Consider the following 18,197-nt stretch of genomic DNA (forward strand, 5'->3'; position numbering starts at 1 on the left):
CTCACTGCATCCAGGCGGCGGAATTGCTTCCGCCGCCTGTTCCAAAGGCTTACTTAGCAGCCGTATTCGGATCGTGGATCTTCGGGTAAGTCGCGAACTCGACATTGTAGAGTTCGCCATTCTTCTCCTTGACCTCGCGCATGTAGATGTCCTGCACGATGTCGCGGGTATCAGGATCGATGGTGATAGGCCCGCGCGGGCTGACGAATTCCATGCCCTTCATGGCGTCGACAAGCTTCGTGCCATCAGTATCGCCGCCAGTCTTTTCGAGCGCTGCATAGGCGACATGCATCGCGTCATAACCGCCGACCGACATGAAGTTCGGGCGCATGTTCTTGTTGGCCTTGCGAACTTCTGCAACGAAGGCCTTGTTTTCCGGGCTGTCGTGGTCGGTCGAATAGAAGTGGCCGGTGATGACGCCCTTGGCGGCCGGTCCCATGCCGTTCAGGAGATCGTCATCGGTGACGTCGCCRGTGGCGATCAGCTTGATGCCGGCATCYGCAAGRCCYCGRTCGATGAACTGYTTCATGAAGATCGCGCCGACRCCCGARGGCACGAAGACGAAGAGGGCATCCGGCTTGGCATCRCGYACRCGCTGAAGGAAGGGTGCAAAATCGGGGTTCTGCAGGGGAACGCGGAGTGCTTCGACAACCGTGCCCCCTTCCTTCTTGAACTGGTCGGTAAAGCCCTTTTCGATGTCGATGCCCGGACCGTAATCGGTCACCAGCGTGACGACCCGCTTCAGATTGTTCTGGACGGCCCACGTGGCGACCGGAACGGCGGATTGCGGACCGCCCATAGAGGTGCGCACGAAATAGGGCGACTGCTTCATGATGGCCGAGGTCGTGGCCGAGGTGATGATCGCCGGAACCTTCGCTTGGTTGAGAACCGGGGCGACACCCATGGCAAGCGGCGTCAGGCCGAAACCGACCAGCATCTTGACGCCGTCATTGACGACGAGTTCCTGGGCGATGCGGCGGGTCTGGTCGGCAGTGCCGGCATCATCACGCAGGACGAGCTCGACCTTCTTGCCTGCAACCGTATCGCCGTTGATTGCCATGTATGCGCGAGCGCCGGCCTCGACCTGGCGTCCGGTTGAGGCGAAAGGGCCGGTCATCGGCAGGATCACGCCGATCTTCACTGTTTCCTGTGCAAATGCAGGCGCTCCGGCGAGTGTGGCGAGCGCAGCGCCAGCTACGAATAGTCTTCTTGAAAACGAAACCATGTATACTCCTCCCAATGTTGTGCACCATATCTCTCTTCCGGAGACATGCCCGCGACCTGAGCGTTTTCCTTCGCTCCTCCGAAGAAAACGCCGCCATCGCGAAAATTGCTCAGCAAGTCCAATGTATACATAAAACTTGACATGGCACAAGCCGCGGCCATCCGTAGAACCAGTCGATTGCGACCGCCGGGACGACCATGAAAGGCGGGGCAAGCCGGTGTTTCGGCCTTATAATTTTGCGTTTTGCCAAAGCAAATTTTCGATCGTCGCAACTCTGTCATATAGCTATGGCGAGAACGTGCTTTATCGAGCGAATTGAACAGGGAGCGTGCCATGATCGAAAACACTGAGCTCGACCGTATCAAGAACGAGATTGCAGACAGCTTCGATGAAGAGCTGGAAATGCAGATGGAGGAGGACCGGCTCGACGAGCTGGTCGCCGAGGGCATGTCCGGCCCGGCCGAACAGACGCTCGAACGCAAGCTCTATTTCCGAGAGCTTTTCCGCCTGCAGCATGAACTTGTCCGCCTTCAGGACTGGGTCCACTACAAGAAACTCAAGGTCGTCGTGCTCTTCGAAGGCCGCGATTCCGCCGGTAAAGGCGGCGCGATCAAGCGCGTGACCCAGCGGCTCAACCCGCGCGTCTGCCGCGTCGTGGCACTTCCGGCGCCGACCGAGCGCGAGCGGAACCAGTGGTATTTTCAGCGCTATACTCCGCATCTGCCGTCGGCAGGCGAAATGGTGCTCTTCGACCGCAGCTGGTACAACCGCGCCGGCGTCGAGCGTGTCATGGGCTTCTGCAGCAAGGACGAGCTGGAAGAGTTCTTCCGCTCSGTGCCTGAGTTCGAGCGCATGCTSGTGCGCTCSGGCATCAWCCTCATCAAGTACTGGTTCTCSATCACCGACGAKGAGCAGGAATTCCGCTTCAACATGCGTATCCACGATCCGCTGAAGCAGTGGAAGCTTTCGCCGATGGATCTGCAGAGCCGTGTCCACTGGGAAGAATACACCAAGGCCAAGGAAGAGATGCTGGATCGCACGCATATCGACGAAGCACCGTGGTGGGTCGTCCAGGCCGTGGACAAGAAGCGGGCGCGTCTGAACTGCATCGCGCATCTGCTGAGCCAGATTCCTTACGAGGATGTGCCGAAGGAAGAGATCGTACTTCCCGAGCGCGTGCGTCACGAAGACTATCAGCGTATCCCGGTTCCGCCGGAACTCTACGTTCCCGAAGTTTACTGATTTCTTGGAGCCGCTGCCGGTTCTGCCGGCAGCGGCTCTTTTTTTGCATGTCGTTATCGCAAAACCGCTTCACACTTTTGCGCGACATGCTTCAATGCGCCGATTGCTGCTTGGCGCGGGCGACGATCTGCGTCGGATTGACGAATTGCAGCGCGATGATGAGCCAGAAAAGCGTCGTCACCATATAGATCACCGCCATCGCATCGATTGATTGGCTGGCTCGTACGCCGGATGCAAAGACCGCGTAATAAAGAGAGACGACGAGCGTCTGGGTCTGCGGTCCGGCGATGAGGAAGGTCAGCTCGAACATGGCAAGCGTGCGCACTAGAACGAGCAGCAACGCGGCCAGCATGCCGGGCAGCAGGAGCGGCAGCAGAATACGGATGAAGAGGCTGGTCGTACCGGCGCCGAAGACGCGGGCGGCTGCCTCGATGCGCGGATCGATCTGCTCGATGAAAGGGATCATGACGAGCACGACGAAGGGGAAGGATGGCACGAGGTTGATCAGCACCACGCCCCAGAAGGTGCCGCCGAGTCCGAGCTGGTAGAGCACGGTTGCCAGCGGAATGCCATAGGTCAGCGGTGGGATCAGCAGCGGCAGCAGGAACAAGAGGATGATGGCGCGCTTGCCCGGAAAATCGCGCCGTGCCAGCGCATAGGCTGTCAATACGCCCAGAATGCCCGAGATGATGACGACGACAAACGCCATCTCGAAGGTGACGATGACGACGCTGGAAAGCTGGAACTCGCTCCAGGCGCTGAAATACCAGCGGTCCGTCCAGCCGCGTGGCAGCCATGTGCCGAGCCAGCGTGTGGCGAAAGAGTTGACGATCACGGCCGCGATGACCGCAAGCAGGTTGAGGACAAAGAGGGTCGCGAGCGCCCAGACGGCGATGCGCCAGATCTTAGAGGTAAGGCCCTGGTCACGGATCATGGCTCAGCCTTTCGTGCCGCCGGCCGGGCCGCGGTAGAAGAACGAACGCGCGCCGAGGATGGCGACGACAACAATGAGCTCGACGCCACCCATGATCAGGGCGATCGCCGTGCCGTATGAATGGTCATATTGCTCGAAAGCGGCCTGATAGGCTGCAATCGAGATGACGCGTGTCGGACCGGCCGGCGCGCCGAGCAGGACGGCCGATGGGAAAACGGCAAAAGCCTGCACGAAGGAAAGGCAGAAGGTCACGGCAAGGCCAGGCACCAGCAGCGGCAGGAAGACGCGCGTAAAGCGCTGGCGCGCATTGGCGCCGAGCGTGGCGGCGGCCTGCTCGATCGCCGGATCGATGCCGGTGATGTAGGACAGCGTCAGCAGGAAGGCGAAGGGAAAGCCTGTTATCAGCAGCGAGGCAAAGACGCCCCAATAATTGTTGGTAAGCTTGACTGGCGAATCCAGGATGCCGAACAGGATGAGCGTTTCGTTGAACCAGCCGCGCGGGCCGAGAAAGGTCAGCAGACCATCAGCGACGAAGACGGTACCGAGCGTGATCGGCAGCACGAGGATCGTCGTCAGCAGACGCTGGCGGCGCATCAGCCGGACGCGGAAGGCAACGGGGACTGCGAAGGCCAGGTTGACGATGGTGACCGGCAAGGCGAGCCACATGGTGTTGGCGATCGTGCCGAACTGGAACTGGTCGGAGAAGAACTTCGCGTAATTTTCGTACCAGAGCCCGCCATCCTTCGGCATCAGCGAATCCGCGACGCCGTAGATGAAGGGGTAGATGAAGAGCGCGATCATGAAGAGCAGGCCCGGCAGCACGAGCAGCGTCGTGCCGTCGAGGCCTTGTGCGGCTAGCCGGGTTTTCAGTGAGGGGCGGCCGTTCATGCAGGTGAGCCTTTGAAGACCAGAGAACGGCCTGCAACCGGCTGCAGGGTGGTGGCAGAGCCACGCGGCAGGGCATCGTCGGAGCGGAAATAGAGCTCCGATCCGTCGGCCGAGCGGGCCATGCCGAAGAAGGCGCGGCCGCGATATTCGGTGCTCGCGACGATGACGGGAATGCCGTCGGTGGTRGCAACGAGATCTTCCGGGCGCACGGAGAGTACAGCGGCATCGCCGACTTTCAACGTGTCGCGCATGGTGCCGGTCAGCCGTGCGCCGGCGGCTTCGATTTCCGCCTCAGTGCCCGACACAGAGACGACGCGACCGGGAATGCGGGTGCGGAAGCCCATGAAATCGGCAACATTGAGATTGACCGGTCGCTGGTAGAGATCCTGCGGCGTGCCGATCTGCTGAATATGGCCTTGGCTCATSACSACGATRCGGTCKGCMAGCGAMAGYGCCTCATCCTGGTCGTGTGTGACATAGATGGTGGTCGAGCCGATCTGATCGTGGATGCCGCGAATTTCGGCGCGCATTTCCAGGCGCAGCTTGGCGTCGAGGTTGGACAGCGGCTCATCCATCAGGACGATCGGCGGGCGGATGACGATAGCGCGGGCGATCGCGACGCGCTGCTGCTGGCCGCCGGAGAGCTGGCCGGGCAGCTTGTCGGCCTGGCTTTCGAGGCGCACCAGCGCCAGTGCATCGATGACGCGCTTGTCGGCCTCGGCGCCGCGAATGCCTTGCATGGCAAGGCCGAAGCCGACATTCTTGCGCACGCTCATATGTGGGAAGAGGGCATAGCTCTGGAAGACCATGCCGAAGCCGCGCTTTTCCGGCTCCAATTGGTCGATGCGATTGCCGCCGAGGCGGATTTCGCCACCGGTAAGGCCAAGCAGGCCGGCAATGCAGTTCAGCGCCGTGGATTTGCCGCAGCCGGAGGGTCCGAGAAGTGCGATGAATTCGCCGGGTTCAATCGTGAGATCGATGCCATCAAGGGCGTTATAGGCGCCGAAGGATCGCTTGATGCCATCAAGCTCAAGGCGCGCATTCTTCCGCGAAGATAGCGTTGCTGCGTTTTGAACCGGCAAAGTCAATGCAATCTCCATTCATCGGCAATCATGGCCGATAGAGCATCACCGCTCTTGAAGCACGGCGACGCTCTATCCTTTGTTTTCAAGCAGTTCCCGCAAAAACGCTGTGCACTTTTGCGGGAATTGCTTTGGAATTTCGGCGCCGTGAAGCCAGCGCCGGATTATTATGACCAGCAGGGATCAGCCCTTCTTGGCGCCGATCTTTTCGTCCCAGATGCGGAAGGCCTGGACAAGCTGCTTGGGCTCCAGCGGCACTTCCAGAGGGCTGCTGGCGATCCAGTCGGCATATTCCGGCCGGCCGAATTCCTTGATAGTTTCCTGGCTTTCTGCCGGCGCCATCTCGAGGGTGACATCCTTCACCGCAGGGCCGGGATAGAAGTAGCCGGCGTCATAGGCGATCGCCTGCTGCTGCGGCTGATAGATGAAGTTCAGGACGTCGAGCAGAACGCCGATCTTTTCGTCGGAAACGCCCTTCGGGATCGCCGCATAGTGGGCGTCGGTGACCCAGTGGAAGCCTTCGAGCTTGCCGACCTTGGCTTCCTCGGGAACGATGCCGAGCGCGCGCGGGTTGATGTCCCAACCGGTGGTCGTGGCTACGATGTCGCGCGTGCCTTCCCCGAGTTCCTTGAAGACCACTGCGGTGCCGGTCGGGTAATATTCGATGTTTTCGCCGAGAGCGGCCAGATATTCCCAGGTCTTGGCCCAGCCGTTGACCGGGTCGCGCGGATTGCTGTCACCGAGCAGGTAAGGCAGGCCCATCAGCAGCGTGCGGCCGGGGCCCGAGTTTGCCGGGCGGGCATAGAGGAATTTGTTCTTGTTCTGCTTCGTCCAGTCGAGCAGCTCCTGCGCAGTCTTCGGTGGGGTTGCCACCTTGTCCGGCATGTATTCGATCAGCGGGCCGGACGGATAATATGTGATGACGACGCCCTGGTCCTTGGCGAGTGCCTGCATCTTGAAGGCCTGCGGCTGCAGGATGCTTTCAAGATTGGGCAGTGCCGACTTGTGGCTGGACAGGTCGACCCAGAGACCCTGGTCGACGCCGGCCGAAAGCGCGTCCGTGCCGGTCAGTACGAGATCGATATCGACCTTGCCGGCAGCCTGCTGGGCCTGGATCTTGGCCGGTAGTTCCGGAGCAGGGGCCTTGGTGAAGGAAAAGCTGGAAACAAATTCCGGCTTGGCCTTGGCGTAGTTTTGGAACATTCCCTGCGTCAGCGCCAGATTGCCGGCGACATCGACGATGGTGATGGTAACAGGGCTTGCCGGTGCCTTTGCCTGGGCGAAAGCGCGCAGCGGCAACATTCCGGCCACGGCGACGCCGGCAGCTCCGCCGACGAAGGTTCTGCGTGTGATCTTCATTCTGTCCTCCTCCTTTGCGGCGGTGCCGGCCTTTGCCCCGAGCGCCGCTCGTTTGCATCGCAATGCACGTCTCATGCCTCGATCGGCCGGTTTTCCGGCGGCATCAAATGCTCGCAGCTTGAAGCTTTTCCTCCAGGCGCAATGCCATGCCGCTGTTCTCCTCCGCGGCATGTCTTGGCAACAGAATTCAATTGATATACTAGTATGCACGAAAGTGTCAACGTCCCGAGATCATGCATGCGGCAGGCTTCCGACCCTGAAATCCTCGCCTTTCCGACGCCACGCGACGCCGGCGGAAAGATTCGTCGCGTGACGACGGCTGCCGCGATCCATGAGCGGCTGCATGCCGATATCGTCTCTCTCAGGATCCCACCGGGCACGGCGCTGCAGGAAAAGCGCATTGCCGAGGATTTTGGTGTGAGTAGAACGCCGGTGCGCGAGGCGCTTCTGAGGCTCTCGGAGGGCGGTCTCGTCGATATCTACCCGCAATCGGGCACGGTGGTTTCGCGAGTGCCGGTGTCGGCCATTCCGGAGGCGGTCATTGTGCGCAAGGCGCTTGAGGGGACGACGGTCGAGATGGCCGCTGGCATTGCGACGGAGGCCGATATCGCGCGGCTGGATGCGATCATCGCCCGGCAGAAGACACATGCCGCACTCGGCAATGCTTCGAGCTTTCACGAAGAAGACGAGGCCTTCCACGAGGCGATCGCACAGATTGCCGGCTATCCCGGCATCTGGACCATTCTAAAGACAGTGAAGGTGCAGATCGACCGGGCACGGCGTCTGACGCTGCCGGTACTCGGGCGCATGGACAATGTCGTGCGCGAGCATGTGGTGATCCGCGACGCCATTGCTGCGCATGATATCGCCGCGGCGCGCGAGGCGATGATTCATCACTTAAGCGCCGTTATACCCGACGTGGCGGAGCTGCGCTCGCAGTTCCCCGACTATTTCTGCTGACGGCGGAACGACAAAACACAAGATACCAAGGAGAGAAAGAAGAGATGCGGCAAGGTTGGAGATGGTTCGGGCCGGAGGCACCGGTCACGCTGGACGAGGTGCGCCAAACGGGTGCAACGAACATTGTTTCGTCGCTACATCAGGTGCCGATCGGCCGTGCCTGGACCGAGGCGGAAGTGCGCGAGCGCCAGTCGCTGATCGAAACGACGCCGGCCGACCGCTCGCAGCTGACCTGGAGCGTCGTCGAAAGCATCCCGATCCCCGATGCCGTCAAGCGCAAGGGCGGGCAGGCCAAAGCCGAGATCGAAGCCTGGATCGCCAGTCTCGAGGCGGTCGCGGCCTGCGGTATTCCGATCGTCTGCTACAACTTCATGCCCGTTGTCGACTGGACGCGCACCGATCTCGATTACGTGACGCCGACCGGCGCTACCGCCATGCGCTTCGATCATGAGCGCTTTGCCGCCTTCGAGTTGTTCGTGCTGGAGCGTCCGGGCGCTGCCGACCAATATTCTGAAGAGGACAGGGCCCGGGCCACGGCCGTCTACGAAAGCATGACGGAAGCGGAGATTGCCGAAATCACCCACATCATCACGTCGGCTCTGCCCGGTTCGACGACCGAGCCGCTGACCATTCCGGCCTTCCGCGAAAAGCTTGTTGCCTATCAGGGCATCGATGCGAAGAAGCTTCGCCAGCATCTCGTCGAATTCCTCGAGGCCGTCGTGCCGGTTGCGGAAGCGCGCGGGGTGAAGCTGACGCTGCATCCCGACGATCCGCCGCGCTCGCTCTTCGGCCTGCCGCGCATCGCTTCGACGGCAGAGGATTATGCAGCGCTTTTCGATGCCGTGCCGGCAGCCGCCAACGGCATGTGTTATTGCACCGGCAGCCTCGGCGTGCGCGCTGACAACGACCTGCCGGCGATTGCGCGGCGTTTCGCCTCGCGCATCTATTTCGCACATCTTCGTGCCACGACCCGTGAGGGGGATGGCCGCACTTTCCATGAAAGCGCGCATCTCGAAGGTGACGTGAACATGGTTGCCGTGCTGAAGGAGTTGGTTGCCGAGGATCGCCGCCGCAGCGCCGACCAGTCGATCGTCTTCCGCTCGGATCATGGCCATCGGATGCTCGATGACCTGCAGAAGAATGTCACGCCCGGCTATCCCGCAATCGGCCGTCTTCGCGGCCTTGCCGAACTGCGCGGCATTCTGCACGCGCTCGACGCGCCGCCGGCCTGATTTTTTTGTTTTCACGCAATTCTGAACGCAAAACTGCTGCACACTTTTGCTGGAATTGCTTTAGCTCCGGCTAGCCGCTGAAAGCTGCCGCAGCGCTTCGACGGCCCGTTCGGTATCGACGGCAGGCACGAAAATGTGGTCGTGGTAATAGGCCGCGACCACATTGGCGCTGATGCCGGCTTCCGTTAACGCGTGGGAGAAGGCGGCGGTCAGGCCTACGGCTTCAAGCGATGAATGTACTTTCAGCGTGATCTGCCGCAGGGGTGCGCTTGCCTGCAGGCCGGCTTTGTTTGCCGTATCCCGGGGCAGAATGAGCGTCAGGCCTTCCGTTTCGTGAAAGACGGCGAGCGGGCGAAGATGGAGATAGTCTTCCAGTTGCGAGGCCGGAACGGTGCAATAGACGAATTCGCCCGCCACCAATTCCGGCTCCATCGTCGCGAGAAGAATTGAGAGGTCGGTGATGCCTGTCATGTCATCTTTCCCTGACGTCCCGTCCTATGAATAGATGTTCTCCAGCACCGAAAGACCGGTGATATGGTTGGAGCGGATGAGCGCTGCTGCGAGCGTCGGATCGCGATCCGCATAGGCGCGGCATAACCGTTCGTGATCCTCGTAGGATTTCTGCAGGCGGCCAGGCTGGGACAGGCCGATACGGCGCAATCGAAGCGTTCTCAGAAGCAGGGAATCGATGATCTTCTTGACCGTGCGATTGCCGGCGAGTTCGGTATTGCGTTCGTGAAAGTCGACATTTGCCAAGAAATAGACGTTCACGTCACCGGCCTTGCTCGCGTTTTCCATGACCTGCATGATTGGCTGGAGGGTGCGGATATCGTCAAGCGACACGTCCCGCGCAATGTCGCCGGCGATCAATTCCAGCAGATTGGCGCGGACGCGGTAGATATCGCGGATCTCCTTGATCGAGAGGCTAGCGACACGTGGGCGACGGCGCGGCGGGATTTCGACGAGCCCTTCCCTTTCCAGAAGCATCAGGGCTTCGCGGATCGGCGTCCGGCTGGTCTTGTAGCGCCGTGCAAGTTCGACGGAGTTCAGGTCATCGCCCGGTTTGCGAATTTCTTCGATGATCTCGGCTGCCACTTCGCGGGCGATGGTGGAAACCAGCGACGGCCGGTCGTGTTGTTCAGTGACGAGACGGGCGGCAACCGCCTCGGCGCGCTGGCGCGAGTCGATATGCGGCAGATTGCCGGAGGCGTGGGCCATATCGGCTGACGTGTATTCGGCGGACAAGAGAACTCCTGAGAAATGTCCCTCCCGCTAGTAACTTAGCATGTTCTGTCGACAACGGGAACAATAGTGCTGATATTTGTCCTGCATGCGTAGGTTGAGGCGCTTCGCGCGTGAATTGACGGGAGTTGTCGCATTTATTTGACGATGATCTCAGCCGAAATTTCGCAGATATCTCGTCAGCGGCCACGCGGGATAGGTTTGGACGGCCTGAAACCAGAAGAGTTTTAGAGCCTGCAGACCTTCAGATGAGACGGAAACGATAGGCCCTCGCCACGGCCTGCATGCGGTTGACGGCATCGAGCTTGCGCATCGCCGCCTTCAGGTAACCGTTCACCGTATGGGAGGAGATATGCAGGATGATGGCGATCTCCTCGCTGCTCTTGCCGGAGGCTGACCAGCGCAGGCATTCGATCTCGCGAACGGTCAGGCGCTCGTAATCGGCAAGCGGCGGCTCGGTCGCAAGGCTGTAGCTGTCCAGCGCCTTCAATACGGCAAAGACCATGCGCGCGCATTCCTGCTCGTCGAGCGGGCTGCGCAGGCCGGAGAACATGATGACATAGTGCCTGAGAATGGCGTCATGCAGCGTGAAGCTGACGGTGTTGTGAAGGCCGAGATCCTCGAAACGACGGGAGAGTTCTTCCGAGCTGCTTACGCTGGCAGGCTGGGCGAAGATGCCGATGCCGGAATAGATCGGCATGATGGTCTTCTTCAAACCATCGATCAGCCGGCTGCGCCAAAAGAGATCTGAAGCATCGTAGCGATCGATCAGTTCCTGTGGCCAGTTGCTGGCGATGATGTTGGCGCGAAAGCCGAGCTTATCAGCTTGCGGAAAGCTGGAGGCGAGGAAGAAACGAAAGCCATGCACCTGCATGACTTCCTGGAGGGCAGTAGAGAAACTTGTCTTGGGATCGGCCTGTACAGAGGCGCTGGCTGCATCCCCCTGCCAGGGGGATTTTACCGTATTCTTGAGGGTCATGGATCGTCTGCCGGCAAATGCACTGACCGGCCGGGAGGAAATCGGCCAGCGCCAGAAGGGGGAGGATCAGAAATGCGTCCGGCTGATTTCGTCCGGGCGGCGATGCGTGGCAATGCGGACCGGCTGATATTCGTAGATCGGATTTTCCGGTTCCAGGCGCAGCAGCGCACAGTGAAACTTGTAATTCGCACCGGTTACGATGTTAGAGAAGATCACATCCATCAGAATGTTCTTCCCGACGCTGACAAATATCGGGCGCTTGAGCTTTATCATGGCGTTCACCTCGTTTTTTCTATCCATTTTACTGGAAGATACGAGATTAACTATAGTCTTTATTGTTTCCATCTTAAATTATACATAGGTGTATAATTCGAACTGATCTGATGGCGGAAGCAACACCCGGGAACCCGACGCAGTGGGGCCTTACGGCTTCAAAGCTATTTCCAGATAGTTGATGAGGGAATCGAATTCGACCGGCTTGCCCAGAAAGGCCAGCGCACCGCCTTCCATGGCGGCCGTACGGGTTCTCTCGTCGCGATAGGATGTCATGAAGATCATCGGCGGCTTTTCAGGTTCGCCGTTGAGGATTTGCTGCAGTTCGATGCCGCTCAGTCCGGGCATCTTGACGTCGACCAGCATGCAGTCAATCGTCGCCCTGTCGTCAAAGGCCAGGAACTCTTCCGCCGAAGCGAAAAGCTTGCTCTGGTAGCCGCAGGACTGGATCAGATCGTCAAGCGCCTCCCGGATAGCCTGGTCGTCATCGACGACAGCGATTGTGGATGTATGTGACACGAGATTGGTAGCCTTGCTTATTCTTACATTACGTTAGGCTATATTATGAGGATCGGGGCCGTGTCGCGGTACCATACAAGGGTCTAGGTTTCACTATCTCCCTTCCAGCATTTCGGCCTTGCGCACCAGATCGGCCACCGAGCGGACCTGCATTTTGCGCATGACATTGCCACGATGCAGCTTCACGGTGATTTCGCTGATGCCGAGGTCATAGGCGATCTGCTTGTTCATCAGCCCCTTGACGACGGCCGCCATCACCTCCCGCTCGCGGGGCGTCAGTGTATCGACCAGCGAGGCGACGGCATCGCTTGCCGCCATTTCCCGCCGGCGGGCCATATCCTTTTCGATCGCGATGCCGACGGCATCGAGAATATCCTGGTCTCGGAAGGGCTTGGTGAGGAAGTCGACAGCGCCGGCCTTCATGGCGCGCACGCTCATCGGAATATCGCCGAAGCCGGTCATGAAGACGATCGGCATCCTGCTGCCGATCCGTTCGAGATGAAGTTGGAAATCCAGCCCGCTTAGACCTGGCAGGCGCACATCGAGGAGAATGCAGCCCGGCCGTCGCAGGTCGGCGGTATCGAGAAAGGCAGTCGTGGTCGCGAAGGAGACCGCATCCATCTGGATCGACCGGAAAAGATCGACAAGCGACTCGCGGATGGATTCGTCATCATCGACGACATAGACTATCGGTGATGCGGATTGCGAGGCTGCCTTCGATGCGGCGCTAGTGTCGGTCATGGTCGTCCTCAATCGGTATGATCATTTCGAAGATGGCGCCCCCTTCAGGATGATTGCCGGCGATCAGCTGGCCGCCTCTGGCCTCCAGCGTGCTGCGGCAGATGGAGAGCCCCATGCCCATTCCGGAGGGCTTGGTCGTGAAGAAGGGGGTGAAGAGCTTCGCCATGGCCTCCTCGCTGATACCGGGGCCGAAATCCCTGACGGAGAGGCTGACGAATATATCATCCTTCCTGGCGAGCGAGATCAGAATCTTGCGCCGATCGATTGCCGTTTCGCGCATGGCCTGCACGGCATTGGTGACGAGGTTGATGAGCACCTGCTGCAGCTCGATACGGATCGCCTTGACTGTGATCGGCTGTTCGGGTGGGGTCACATCGAAATCGACCATGTCGCGCTGGAAGTCGTGCTCCATCAGGGCGCGTGTTTCCTCGATCAGCGTTTCGAGATCGACCTGCTCGGGCGTGCGATCGCCCTGCGTCAGCATGGAGCGGGTATTGTGGATGATTTCGCTCGCCCGCTGGCTGTCGCGAATGATGCGCTCGGCCGAACGGCGCACGGCCGCGAGATCCGGCGGCTCGCGGTTCAGCCATCTGAGGAGCGTCTGGGCGTTGACGACGATAGCGCCGAGCGGCTGGTTGAGCTCGTGGGCGAGCGAGGCGGAAAGTGTGCCGACGGTCGCGGCGCGCGAGGCGCGGGCAAGCTCATCCTGAGCCTCGCGAATGGCTTTCTGCATCATTTCCCGCTGGGTGATATCCACCATGCCGACGACCACGCGATTGAAGGCGGCGGGATCTTCCGGAAAGCTCATGCTCATGATGACAAGCCTGGTCTCGCCATTCTCCGCAATCAGGTTGCCCTTGCCCTCGAAATGCCGTTCGCCGCAAAAGATGGCATTCATCAGGTCCAGGAAGGTATCGTCATCAGGGGCGATGTAGTGGCGCATCGTGTGCGAGGGCAGGCCGCCGGCCACATGGCCGAGCAGTTCCATTGCTGCGTCGTTGGAGGCGATGGTGCGGATGAGGCCTGTGCAGGTGGCGATGACGCTGGGGTTTGTTCGGTAGTAGTCTTTGAGGTCACTCACACCTTCCGCCTTCAAAGACATCAGGAAGGCTCGCACTGCGGAATAATCGCGTTCCCAGAGTGCGATACGGCTGTGCTCGAAGATGTAGCGATAGCGGGTTTCGCTGTCGCGAAGATGCAAGTTGGCTTCGATGAGGCCGGCACGCGCGGTTTCGTTCCTGAGGATAAGGGCGCAGGTGATGGTGATGGCGGCGAGAGAAACCGCTAACCGCAACTGGGCCGGGACATTTTCTCCGAGGCCGTGAGAATAGAAATAGGCGAAAAGAGTAAGGGCGGCGCAGACAACTGTGAGGAGGGTGGTGCCTATCCTCGTCAGCATTTCTGCCGATAGCAGCAGCACGATAACATAGAGGACGGCGATGGCGCTTTCGATCTCGGTAAAGGCATCGACGTAGAACACGGTGGCGCTGAGCACCAGTGCGATCAGGCCGAGCGTGATCTCATGCGAGAGCGTTCCTCGCCGGTTGATGAGTTTCGATACAATGAATGATCCCATACCCCCTCGCTGTTGGTTCCGGTCTTCTACCCATACCGGCTAGTGCGCGTTTACCTTAATGGCGTGTTTATCGGCGCAAAACTATACCAAAGTGTTGGAAGCATGGGCCGAATTGTCTCTACGCTTGAAAAGGAAAGACCGCCCCGGGCGGCGGGACGGTCTCTGGCGGATGGGAGGATCCGCAGGGCTTCGGCGGAGGGGGACGCCTGCCCTAGAGGTGGCAAGGGGCGGTGCCACCAGCTTGGAACCGTGAATGGTCAGGTCGGTTCCGAGCTACGAGTACAAGTTAAATCCAAGCGTCCTGAGACATAACTATACTTAGGTTTTGGTCCGGCCATACGAAGCGGCAGGTCGGTTTCTCTGGTGAATGGCATTGAAATTTGTTCCGACGACTTCCGCTATCGCAATAATGACGCTGCAGATGGCAAGCAGAACCGTAAAAATTCCTCGGACACGATCACGACTTTACGGCGTGCAAGGAGTCGCAGCGCGCTTGTCATATTGCCAGAGGGATAATCCTGAGACACAGTTCAGCCGGAACACTCCATCTGAACGGGGGCACCGATGAAGGTAGCAGGAATGGTTCGGGCAGTTGTGGGAATTGTAGCCCTCGTCGTTCTTGGTGTTCTCCTGTGGTTTGCGACGCGACCACCGCCGCTGGTGGTGCAGGGCGAGGTTTCCGCCAATCGCGTCGATATCAGCCCGCGCGTCGCTGGCCGTATTCTCAAACTCAACGCCGATGTCGGTGACAATGTCGAGAAGGGCACCGTTATTGCCGAACTGGAAAGCCCGCAATTGACGGCGGCGCTGCATTTGGCTGAAGCGGCAGTCGGCGTTTCAGAGGCCGACCTCACTCGTGTCAACAGCACGCGTCCCGAAACTATCGATGCGGCCAATGCCGAGCTTGCCGCAGCAAGCGCCGATGTCACGCTTTATCAGGAAGAGTCCGCCCGTCAGGCGCGGTTGATCACGACAGGCGCTTCGACGCAGGCGCAGGTCGATCAGACTGCCCGTAACCTGGAGGCCGCGATCCGCAAGCAGGAATCCGCAGCCGCCAATGCACGGCTTGCGACGGCCGGTTCCAGTAAGGAAGAAAAGGCGCTTGCCGCCGCTCAGGTGGAGCAGGCACGTGCGTCCCTCAACCAGCGGCAAGTGGACGTTTCAGAACTGGTCATCCATGCGCCGATCTCCGGTCAGGTGACGACGCGCGTCGCCGAGCTCGGCGAAAATTTCAGCGCCGGTTCGCCGCTGTTTTCGATTATCGACCTGCAGAATCCCTGGTTCACGTTCAATCTTCGCGAGGACCTGCTGAAGGGACTCAAGGTCGGCGACGGTTTTGACGTCACCGTTCCGGCGCTTGCCGGCAGTCCAATCCCGGTCAAGGTGACGATGATCAACGCGCAGGGCCAATATGCGACCTGGCGCGCGACACGCGCGACCGGCGATTTCGACCTGCGCACCTTCGAGGTACGCGCCGTTCCGGTCAATCCCGTCGAGGGGCTTCGGCCAGGCATGAGCGTCATCGCCTCCTGGCCGCCGGCGGGGCGTTGAGATGAAGCCGCCCGGCGGGCTTCGTCCCGGCTTCCTCCTGGTGTTCCGGCGGGAGTTCGACTGGTTCTATCGCCGGCCGTTTCTGCTTTTCCTGACGACGCTCTTGCCGCTGCTCTTGATGGGCGTACTTGCCATCGTCTTCAGCGCGGGACTGGCGACACGGCTGCCGATCGCCGTGCTCGATCTCGACGGCAGCGATCTTTCGCGAACGATTATTCGCGCAGTCGATGCGACGCCGGATACCGCTGTCGCAGTCAATGTCAGCGACCTCACGGAAGGCCGTGCGCTGATCCTGTCCGGCAAGGTTCACGGACTACTGATGCTGCCACGCAATCTGGAGCGCGATGTTTTCGCCGGCCGGCGTCCCGAGGTGGTGTTCTTTTACAATACGCAGACGCTGACAACAGGTAATCTTACGCTCAGGGGCGTCAGTGCTGCCGTGCCGACTGTGGCCGCCGGCATCCGCCTGTCGCTGCGCACGGCGCAGGGGCAGCCGGTCGATATTGCGCAGGCCGATCTTTCGCCGATCCCCGTGCAGGTCAATCCGCTTTTCAATCCGACGCTCAACTATGCGCATTTTCTGCTCGCAGCGCTGATGCCCGCCTTGCTGCAAGTGGTGATCGTTACCACCATGGCTTACACGGTTGGTATGGATGCCGAAACAACGCACCGTCTCGTCATTCTGCGGCGGCTTGGCGGCGGTCTGTGGCCGGCAATGGCTGGCAAGATGCTACCCTACACACTGATCTTCCTTGTGGTTCTCGGTCTTTCAGACGCCATTCTTTTCGGCGTGCTCGACATGCCGCTCAGGGGCGAGCGTTGGATCCTCGTCGTGGCCGGATTGCTCTTCATTCTCGCGAACCAGTTCATCGGTGTGCTGTTGGCGCTTTTCCTGCGGCCGGTCGCAAGCGCCATCAGCATCGGCACGCTGATGTTCGCACCATCCTTCGGTTATATGGGCATCGGCTTTCCGCGGTTGGCGATGAACGACTTCTCCTACTGGTGGGGCGAGCTCATTCCTGGCACCTGGTATCTGACGGCTAGGATCGATCAGACGATCCGAGGCACGCCGGTCGATCTGTCGCTGAAGCCCTTGATGGTGCTCGGCATATTCGTTCTGGTGCTGGCGATCGTGACGGCGCTGCGGCTGGAACTGTTCCGCATTCGCCGGCAGCGACAGGTGGCGCAGCGGCTGAGGGAGGTCACGCCATGAGGGCCTTGCTGGCGATCTTCCGCATCGAGCTGATCCGCATCCTCACTCTGCGCCCGGCACTCGCGGTACTGGTCTTCGGGCCACTAATCTATGCCCTCTATTACCCACAGCCCTATGCAAACGAGGCGCTGCGCGACGTGCCGATCGCCGTCGTCGATCTCGACGATACGACGAGCAGCCGTGAGCTGGTGCGCCGTATCGATGCGTCGAGCGATGTCGCAGTGGCCGCGATGCTGCCGGATCAGGTCAGTGCCGAGCGGGCGGTGCAAGGACGCCAGCTTTACGGCATTCTGGTCATCCCGCAATATTTCGAACGTGATCTGCTGCATGGGCGGCAATCGCCGGTCGCGCTTTATGGGGACGCCAGCTATTTCCTGATCTATCAGCGCATTTCCGGCGCCGTCGTGGCCGTTGCGAGGACCATGGGCGCGGAAATCGAGACGGCGCGGCTGATTGCGGCCAATATCGACCCGGTATTGGCGGCAGCTGCCCCCGATCCCATGCCTTTGACGACGGTCGCACTGTTCAATCCGCAGGGCGGCTATGCGACCTATATCCTGCCTGCAGCCTTTGTTCTGATCCTGCAGCAAACGCTGCTGATCGGCGTTGGCCTGCTTGGGACGATCGGCAATGATGCGGCGGCGCGGGATCCTGCCGCCTCGGCGGCCGGCCCCTTTGCCCGCGTCGGCGGCAGGCTGCTTGCCTATCTCGTTATCGAGGCGATTGTATTGCCATTCTATCTGATCGTGCTGCCTTACCTTTACGGCATTCCGCGGTTGGGTGGTTTGCTGACGATCTTTGCTTTCTGCCTGCCGTTCGTTCTGGCAGTTGCCACGCTCGGGATGGTGATTGCCTCCCTGTTCCGCAAGCCGCTCGTCGTTCAGCTCGTCTGCGCCACGCTCGGGTTGCCTTTCATGTTCCTTGCCGGTTTTTCATGGCCGAGCGAAGCCATACCCGAGCCGTTGCGGGCGCTGACCGTTCTGCTGCCAAGCACAAGTGCCATCAACGGCATCGTCGAGGTGTCGCAGCTCGGCGCTCCGCTTCAGGCGGTCAGGGAACCGTTCCTTACGCTGTGGATACTTGCTGCGGTTTACGGGCTCGTCGCGGTGCTGCTGGACATCAGGTCCGCAAGGGAAAAGCCTGCGGCACAGGCCCCTGCGGGCGGTTGATGGCGCCATCTC

19 protein-coding genes are annotated in these 18,197 nt (G+C 60.2%); 6 read left to right on the forward strand and 13 right to left on the reverse strand.

Going from position 1 to position 18,197, the window contains the following annotated elements; genetic code table 11:
* Nucleotides 1-49: 49 nt before the first annotated feature.
* Both AC1DTN_RS03200 and AC1DTN_RS03205 read right to left on the reverse strand, forming a co-directional pair.
* The gene (locus AC1DTN_RS03200) at nucleotides 50-1,225 is read right to left on the reverse strand and encodes an ABC transporter substrate-binding protein (protein WP_439016381.1); all 1,176 of its coding nucleotides are present in this window, start codon (nucleotides 1,223-1,225) and stop codon (nucleotides 50-52) included.
* Nucleotides 1,195-1,560, reverse strand: a complete 366-nt coding sequence (locus AC1DTN_RS03205; protein ID WP_477919958.1) for a hypothetical protein — start codon at nucleotides 1,558-1,560, stop codon at nucleotides 1,195-1,197. The genes AC1DTN_RS03200 and AC1DTN_RS03205 overlap by 31 nt, the downstream gene beginning before the upstream one ends.
* Here AC1DTN_RS03205 and ppk2 point away from each other — a divergent pair.
* Nucleotides 1,559-2,467: a polyphosphate kinase 2 gene (gene ppk2, locus AC1DTN_RS03210; RefSeq protein WP_477919959.1), complete on the forward strand. Its 909-nt coding sequence runs from the start codon at nucleotides 1,559-1,561 to the stop codon at nucleotides 2,465-2,467. The two genes, AC1DTN_RS03205 and ppk2, sit on opposite strands and share 2 nt — an antisense overlap.
* A 91-nt stretch (nucleotides 2,468-2,558) precedes the next feature.
* Here the strand turns inward: ppk2 and AC1DTN_RS03215 are convergent, their stop codons facing one another.
* The 4 genes from AC1DTN_RS03215 to AC1DTN_RS03230 form a co-directional block, all read right to left on the reverse strand.
* Nucleotides 2,559-3,401, reverse strand: a complete 843-nt coding sequence (locus tag AC1DTN_RS03215) for an ABC transporter permease (protein WP_018114719.1) — start codon at nucleotides 3,399-3,401, stop codon at nucleotides 2,559-2,561.
* A gap of 3 nt (nucleotides 3,402-3,404) precedes the next feature.
* Nucleotides 3,405-4,289, reverse strand: coding sequence for an ABC transporter permease (locus AC1DTN_RS03220; RefSeq protein WP_477919960.1), 885 nt, complete (start codon nucleotides 4,287-4,289; stop codon nucleotides 3,405-3,407).
* A complete protein-coding gene (locus tag AC1DTN_RS03225; RefSeq protein WP_442206918.1) occupies nucleotides 4,286-5,389 on the reverse strand; it encodes an ABC transporter ATP-binding protein in 1,104 nt (367 codons plus the stop codon). Before AC1DTN_RS03225 ends, AC1DTN_RS03220 begins: the two co-directional genes overlap by 4 nt.
* A 165-nt stretch (nucleotides 5,390-5,554) precedes the next feature.
* Nucleotides 5,555-6,730, reverse strand: coding sequence for an extracellular solute-binding protein (locus AC1DTN_RS03230; RefSeq protein ID WP_442206917.1), 1,176 nt, complete (start codon nucleotides 6,728-6,730; stop codon nucleotides 5,555-5,557).
* 237 nt (nucleotides 6,731-6,967) lie between these two features.
* On the opposite strand from AC1DTN_RS03230, the gene AC1DTN_RS03235 reads away from it, so the two are divergent.
* Both AC1DTN_RS03235 and uxuA read left to right on the forward strand, forming a co-directional pair.
* Nucleotides 6,968-7,690 carry a GntR family transcriptional regulator gene (locus AC1DTN_RS03235; RefSeq protein WP_442206916.1) on the forward strand — a complete coding sequence of 241 codons (723 nt, stop codon included), beginning with the start codon at nucleotides 6,968-6,970 and terminating at the stop codon, nucleotides 7,688-7,690.
* A 44-nt stretch (nucleotides 7,691-7,734) separates the two neighbouring features.
* Nucleotides 7,735-8,922: a mannonate dehydratase gene (gene uxuA / locus AC1DTN_RS03240; RefSeq protein ID WP_442206915.1), complete on the forward strand. Its 1,188-nt coding sequence runs from the start codon at nucleotides 7,735-7,737 to the stop codon at nucleotides 8,920-8,922.
* Between the two features lie 60 nt (nucleotides 8,923-8,982).
* On the opposite strand, the gene AC1DTN_RS03245 is transcribed toward uxuA, so the two are convergent.
* The 7 genes from AC1DTN_RS03245 to AC1DTN_RS03275 form a co-directional block, all read right to left on the reverse strand.
* Complete coding sequence (locus AC1DTN_RS03245) at nucleotides 8,983-9,393, reverse strand: ACT domain-containing protein (RefSeq protein WP_477919962.1); 411 nt, start codon at nucleotides 9,391-9,393, stop codon at nucleotides 8,983-8,985.
* 24 nt (nucleotides 9,394-9,417) lie between these two features.
* A complete protein-coding gene (locus tag AC1DTN_RS03250; RefSeq protein ID WP_477919964.1) occupies nucleotides 9,418-10,167 on the reverse strand; it encodes a GntR family transcriptional regulator in 750 nt (249 codons plus the stop codon).
* Between the two features lie 241 nt (nucleotides 10,168-10,408).
* Nucleotides 10,409-11,143, reverse strand: coding sequence for a helix-turn-helix transcriptional regulator (locus AC1DTN_RS03255; RefSeq protein WP_439016375.1), 735 nt, complete (start codon nucleotides 11,141-11,143; stop codon nucleotides 10,409-10,411).
* Between the two features lie 66 nt (nucleotides 11,144-11,209).
* The gene (locus tag AC1DTN_RS03260) at nucleotides 11,210-11,416 is read right to left on the reverse strand and encodes a hypothetical protein (protein ID WP_007820832.1); all 207 of its coding nucleotides are present in this window, start codon (nucleotides 11,414-11,416) and stop codon (nucleotides 11,210-11,212) included.
* Between the two features lie 150 nt (nucleotides 11,417-11,566).
* Complete coding sequence (locus tag AC1DTN_RS03265) at nucleotides 11,567-11,935, reverse strand: response regulator transcription factor (protein ID WP_113319520.1); 369 nt, start codon at nucleotides 11,933-11,935, stop codon at nucleotides 11,567-11,569.
* Nucleotides 11,936-12,028: 93 nt separating this feature from the next.
* Complete coding sequence (locus tag AC1DTN_RS03270) at nucleotides 12,029-12,676, reverse strand: response regulator transcription factor (protein ID WP_113319521.1); 648 nt, start codon at nucleotides 12,674-12,676, stop codon at nucleotides 12,029-12,031.
* Nucleotides 12,663-14,252, reverse strand: coding sequence for an ATP-binding protein (locus AC1DTN_RS03275; RefSeq protein WP_439016374.1), 1,590 nt, complete (start codon nucleotides 14,250-14,252; stop codon nucleotides 12,663-12,665). The genes AC1DTN_RS03270 and AC1DTN_RS03275 overlap by 14 nt, the downstream gene beginning before the upstream one ends.
* 564 nt (nucleotides 14,253-14,816) lie before the next feature.
* Here AC1DTN_RS03275 and AC1DTN_RS03280 point away from each other — a divergent pair.
* From AC1DTN_RS03280 to AC1DTN_RS03290, 3 genes are read left to right on the forward strand one after another with little or no spacing between them, the layout of a single operon-like run.
* A complete protein-coding gene (locus AC1DTN_RS03280) occupies nucleotides 14,817-15,803 on the forward strand; it encodes an HlyD family secretion protein (RefSeq protein WP_113319523.1) in 987 nt (328 codons plus the stop codon).
* A gap of 1 nt (nucleotide 15,804) precedes the next feature.
* Nucleotides 15,805-17,016, forward strand: a complete 1,212-nt coding sequence (locus AC1DTN_RS03285) for an ABC transporter permease (protein WP_439016372.1) — start codon at nucleotides 15,805-15,807, stop codon at nucleotides 17,014-17,016.
* On the forward strand, nucleotides 17,013-18,185 hold the full coding sequence (locus AC1DTN_RS03290; RefSeq protein WP_113319525.1) for an ABC transporter permease: 1,173 nt from the start codon (nucleotides 17,013-17,015) through the stop codon (nucleotides 18,183-18,185). Before AC1DTN_RS03285 ends, AC1DTN_RS03290 begins: the two co-directional genes overlap by 4 nt.
* Nucleotides 18,186-18,197 lie beyond the last annotated feature (12 nt).

This window comes from Rhizobium sp. 01T444, assembly GCF_056398305.1.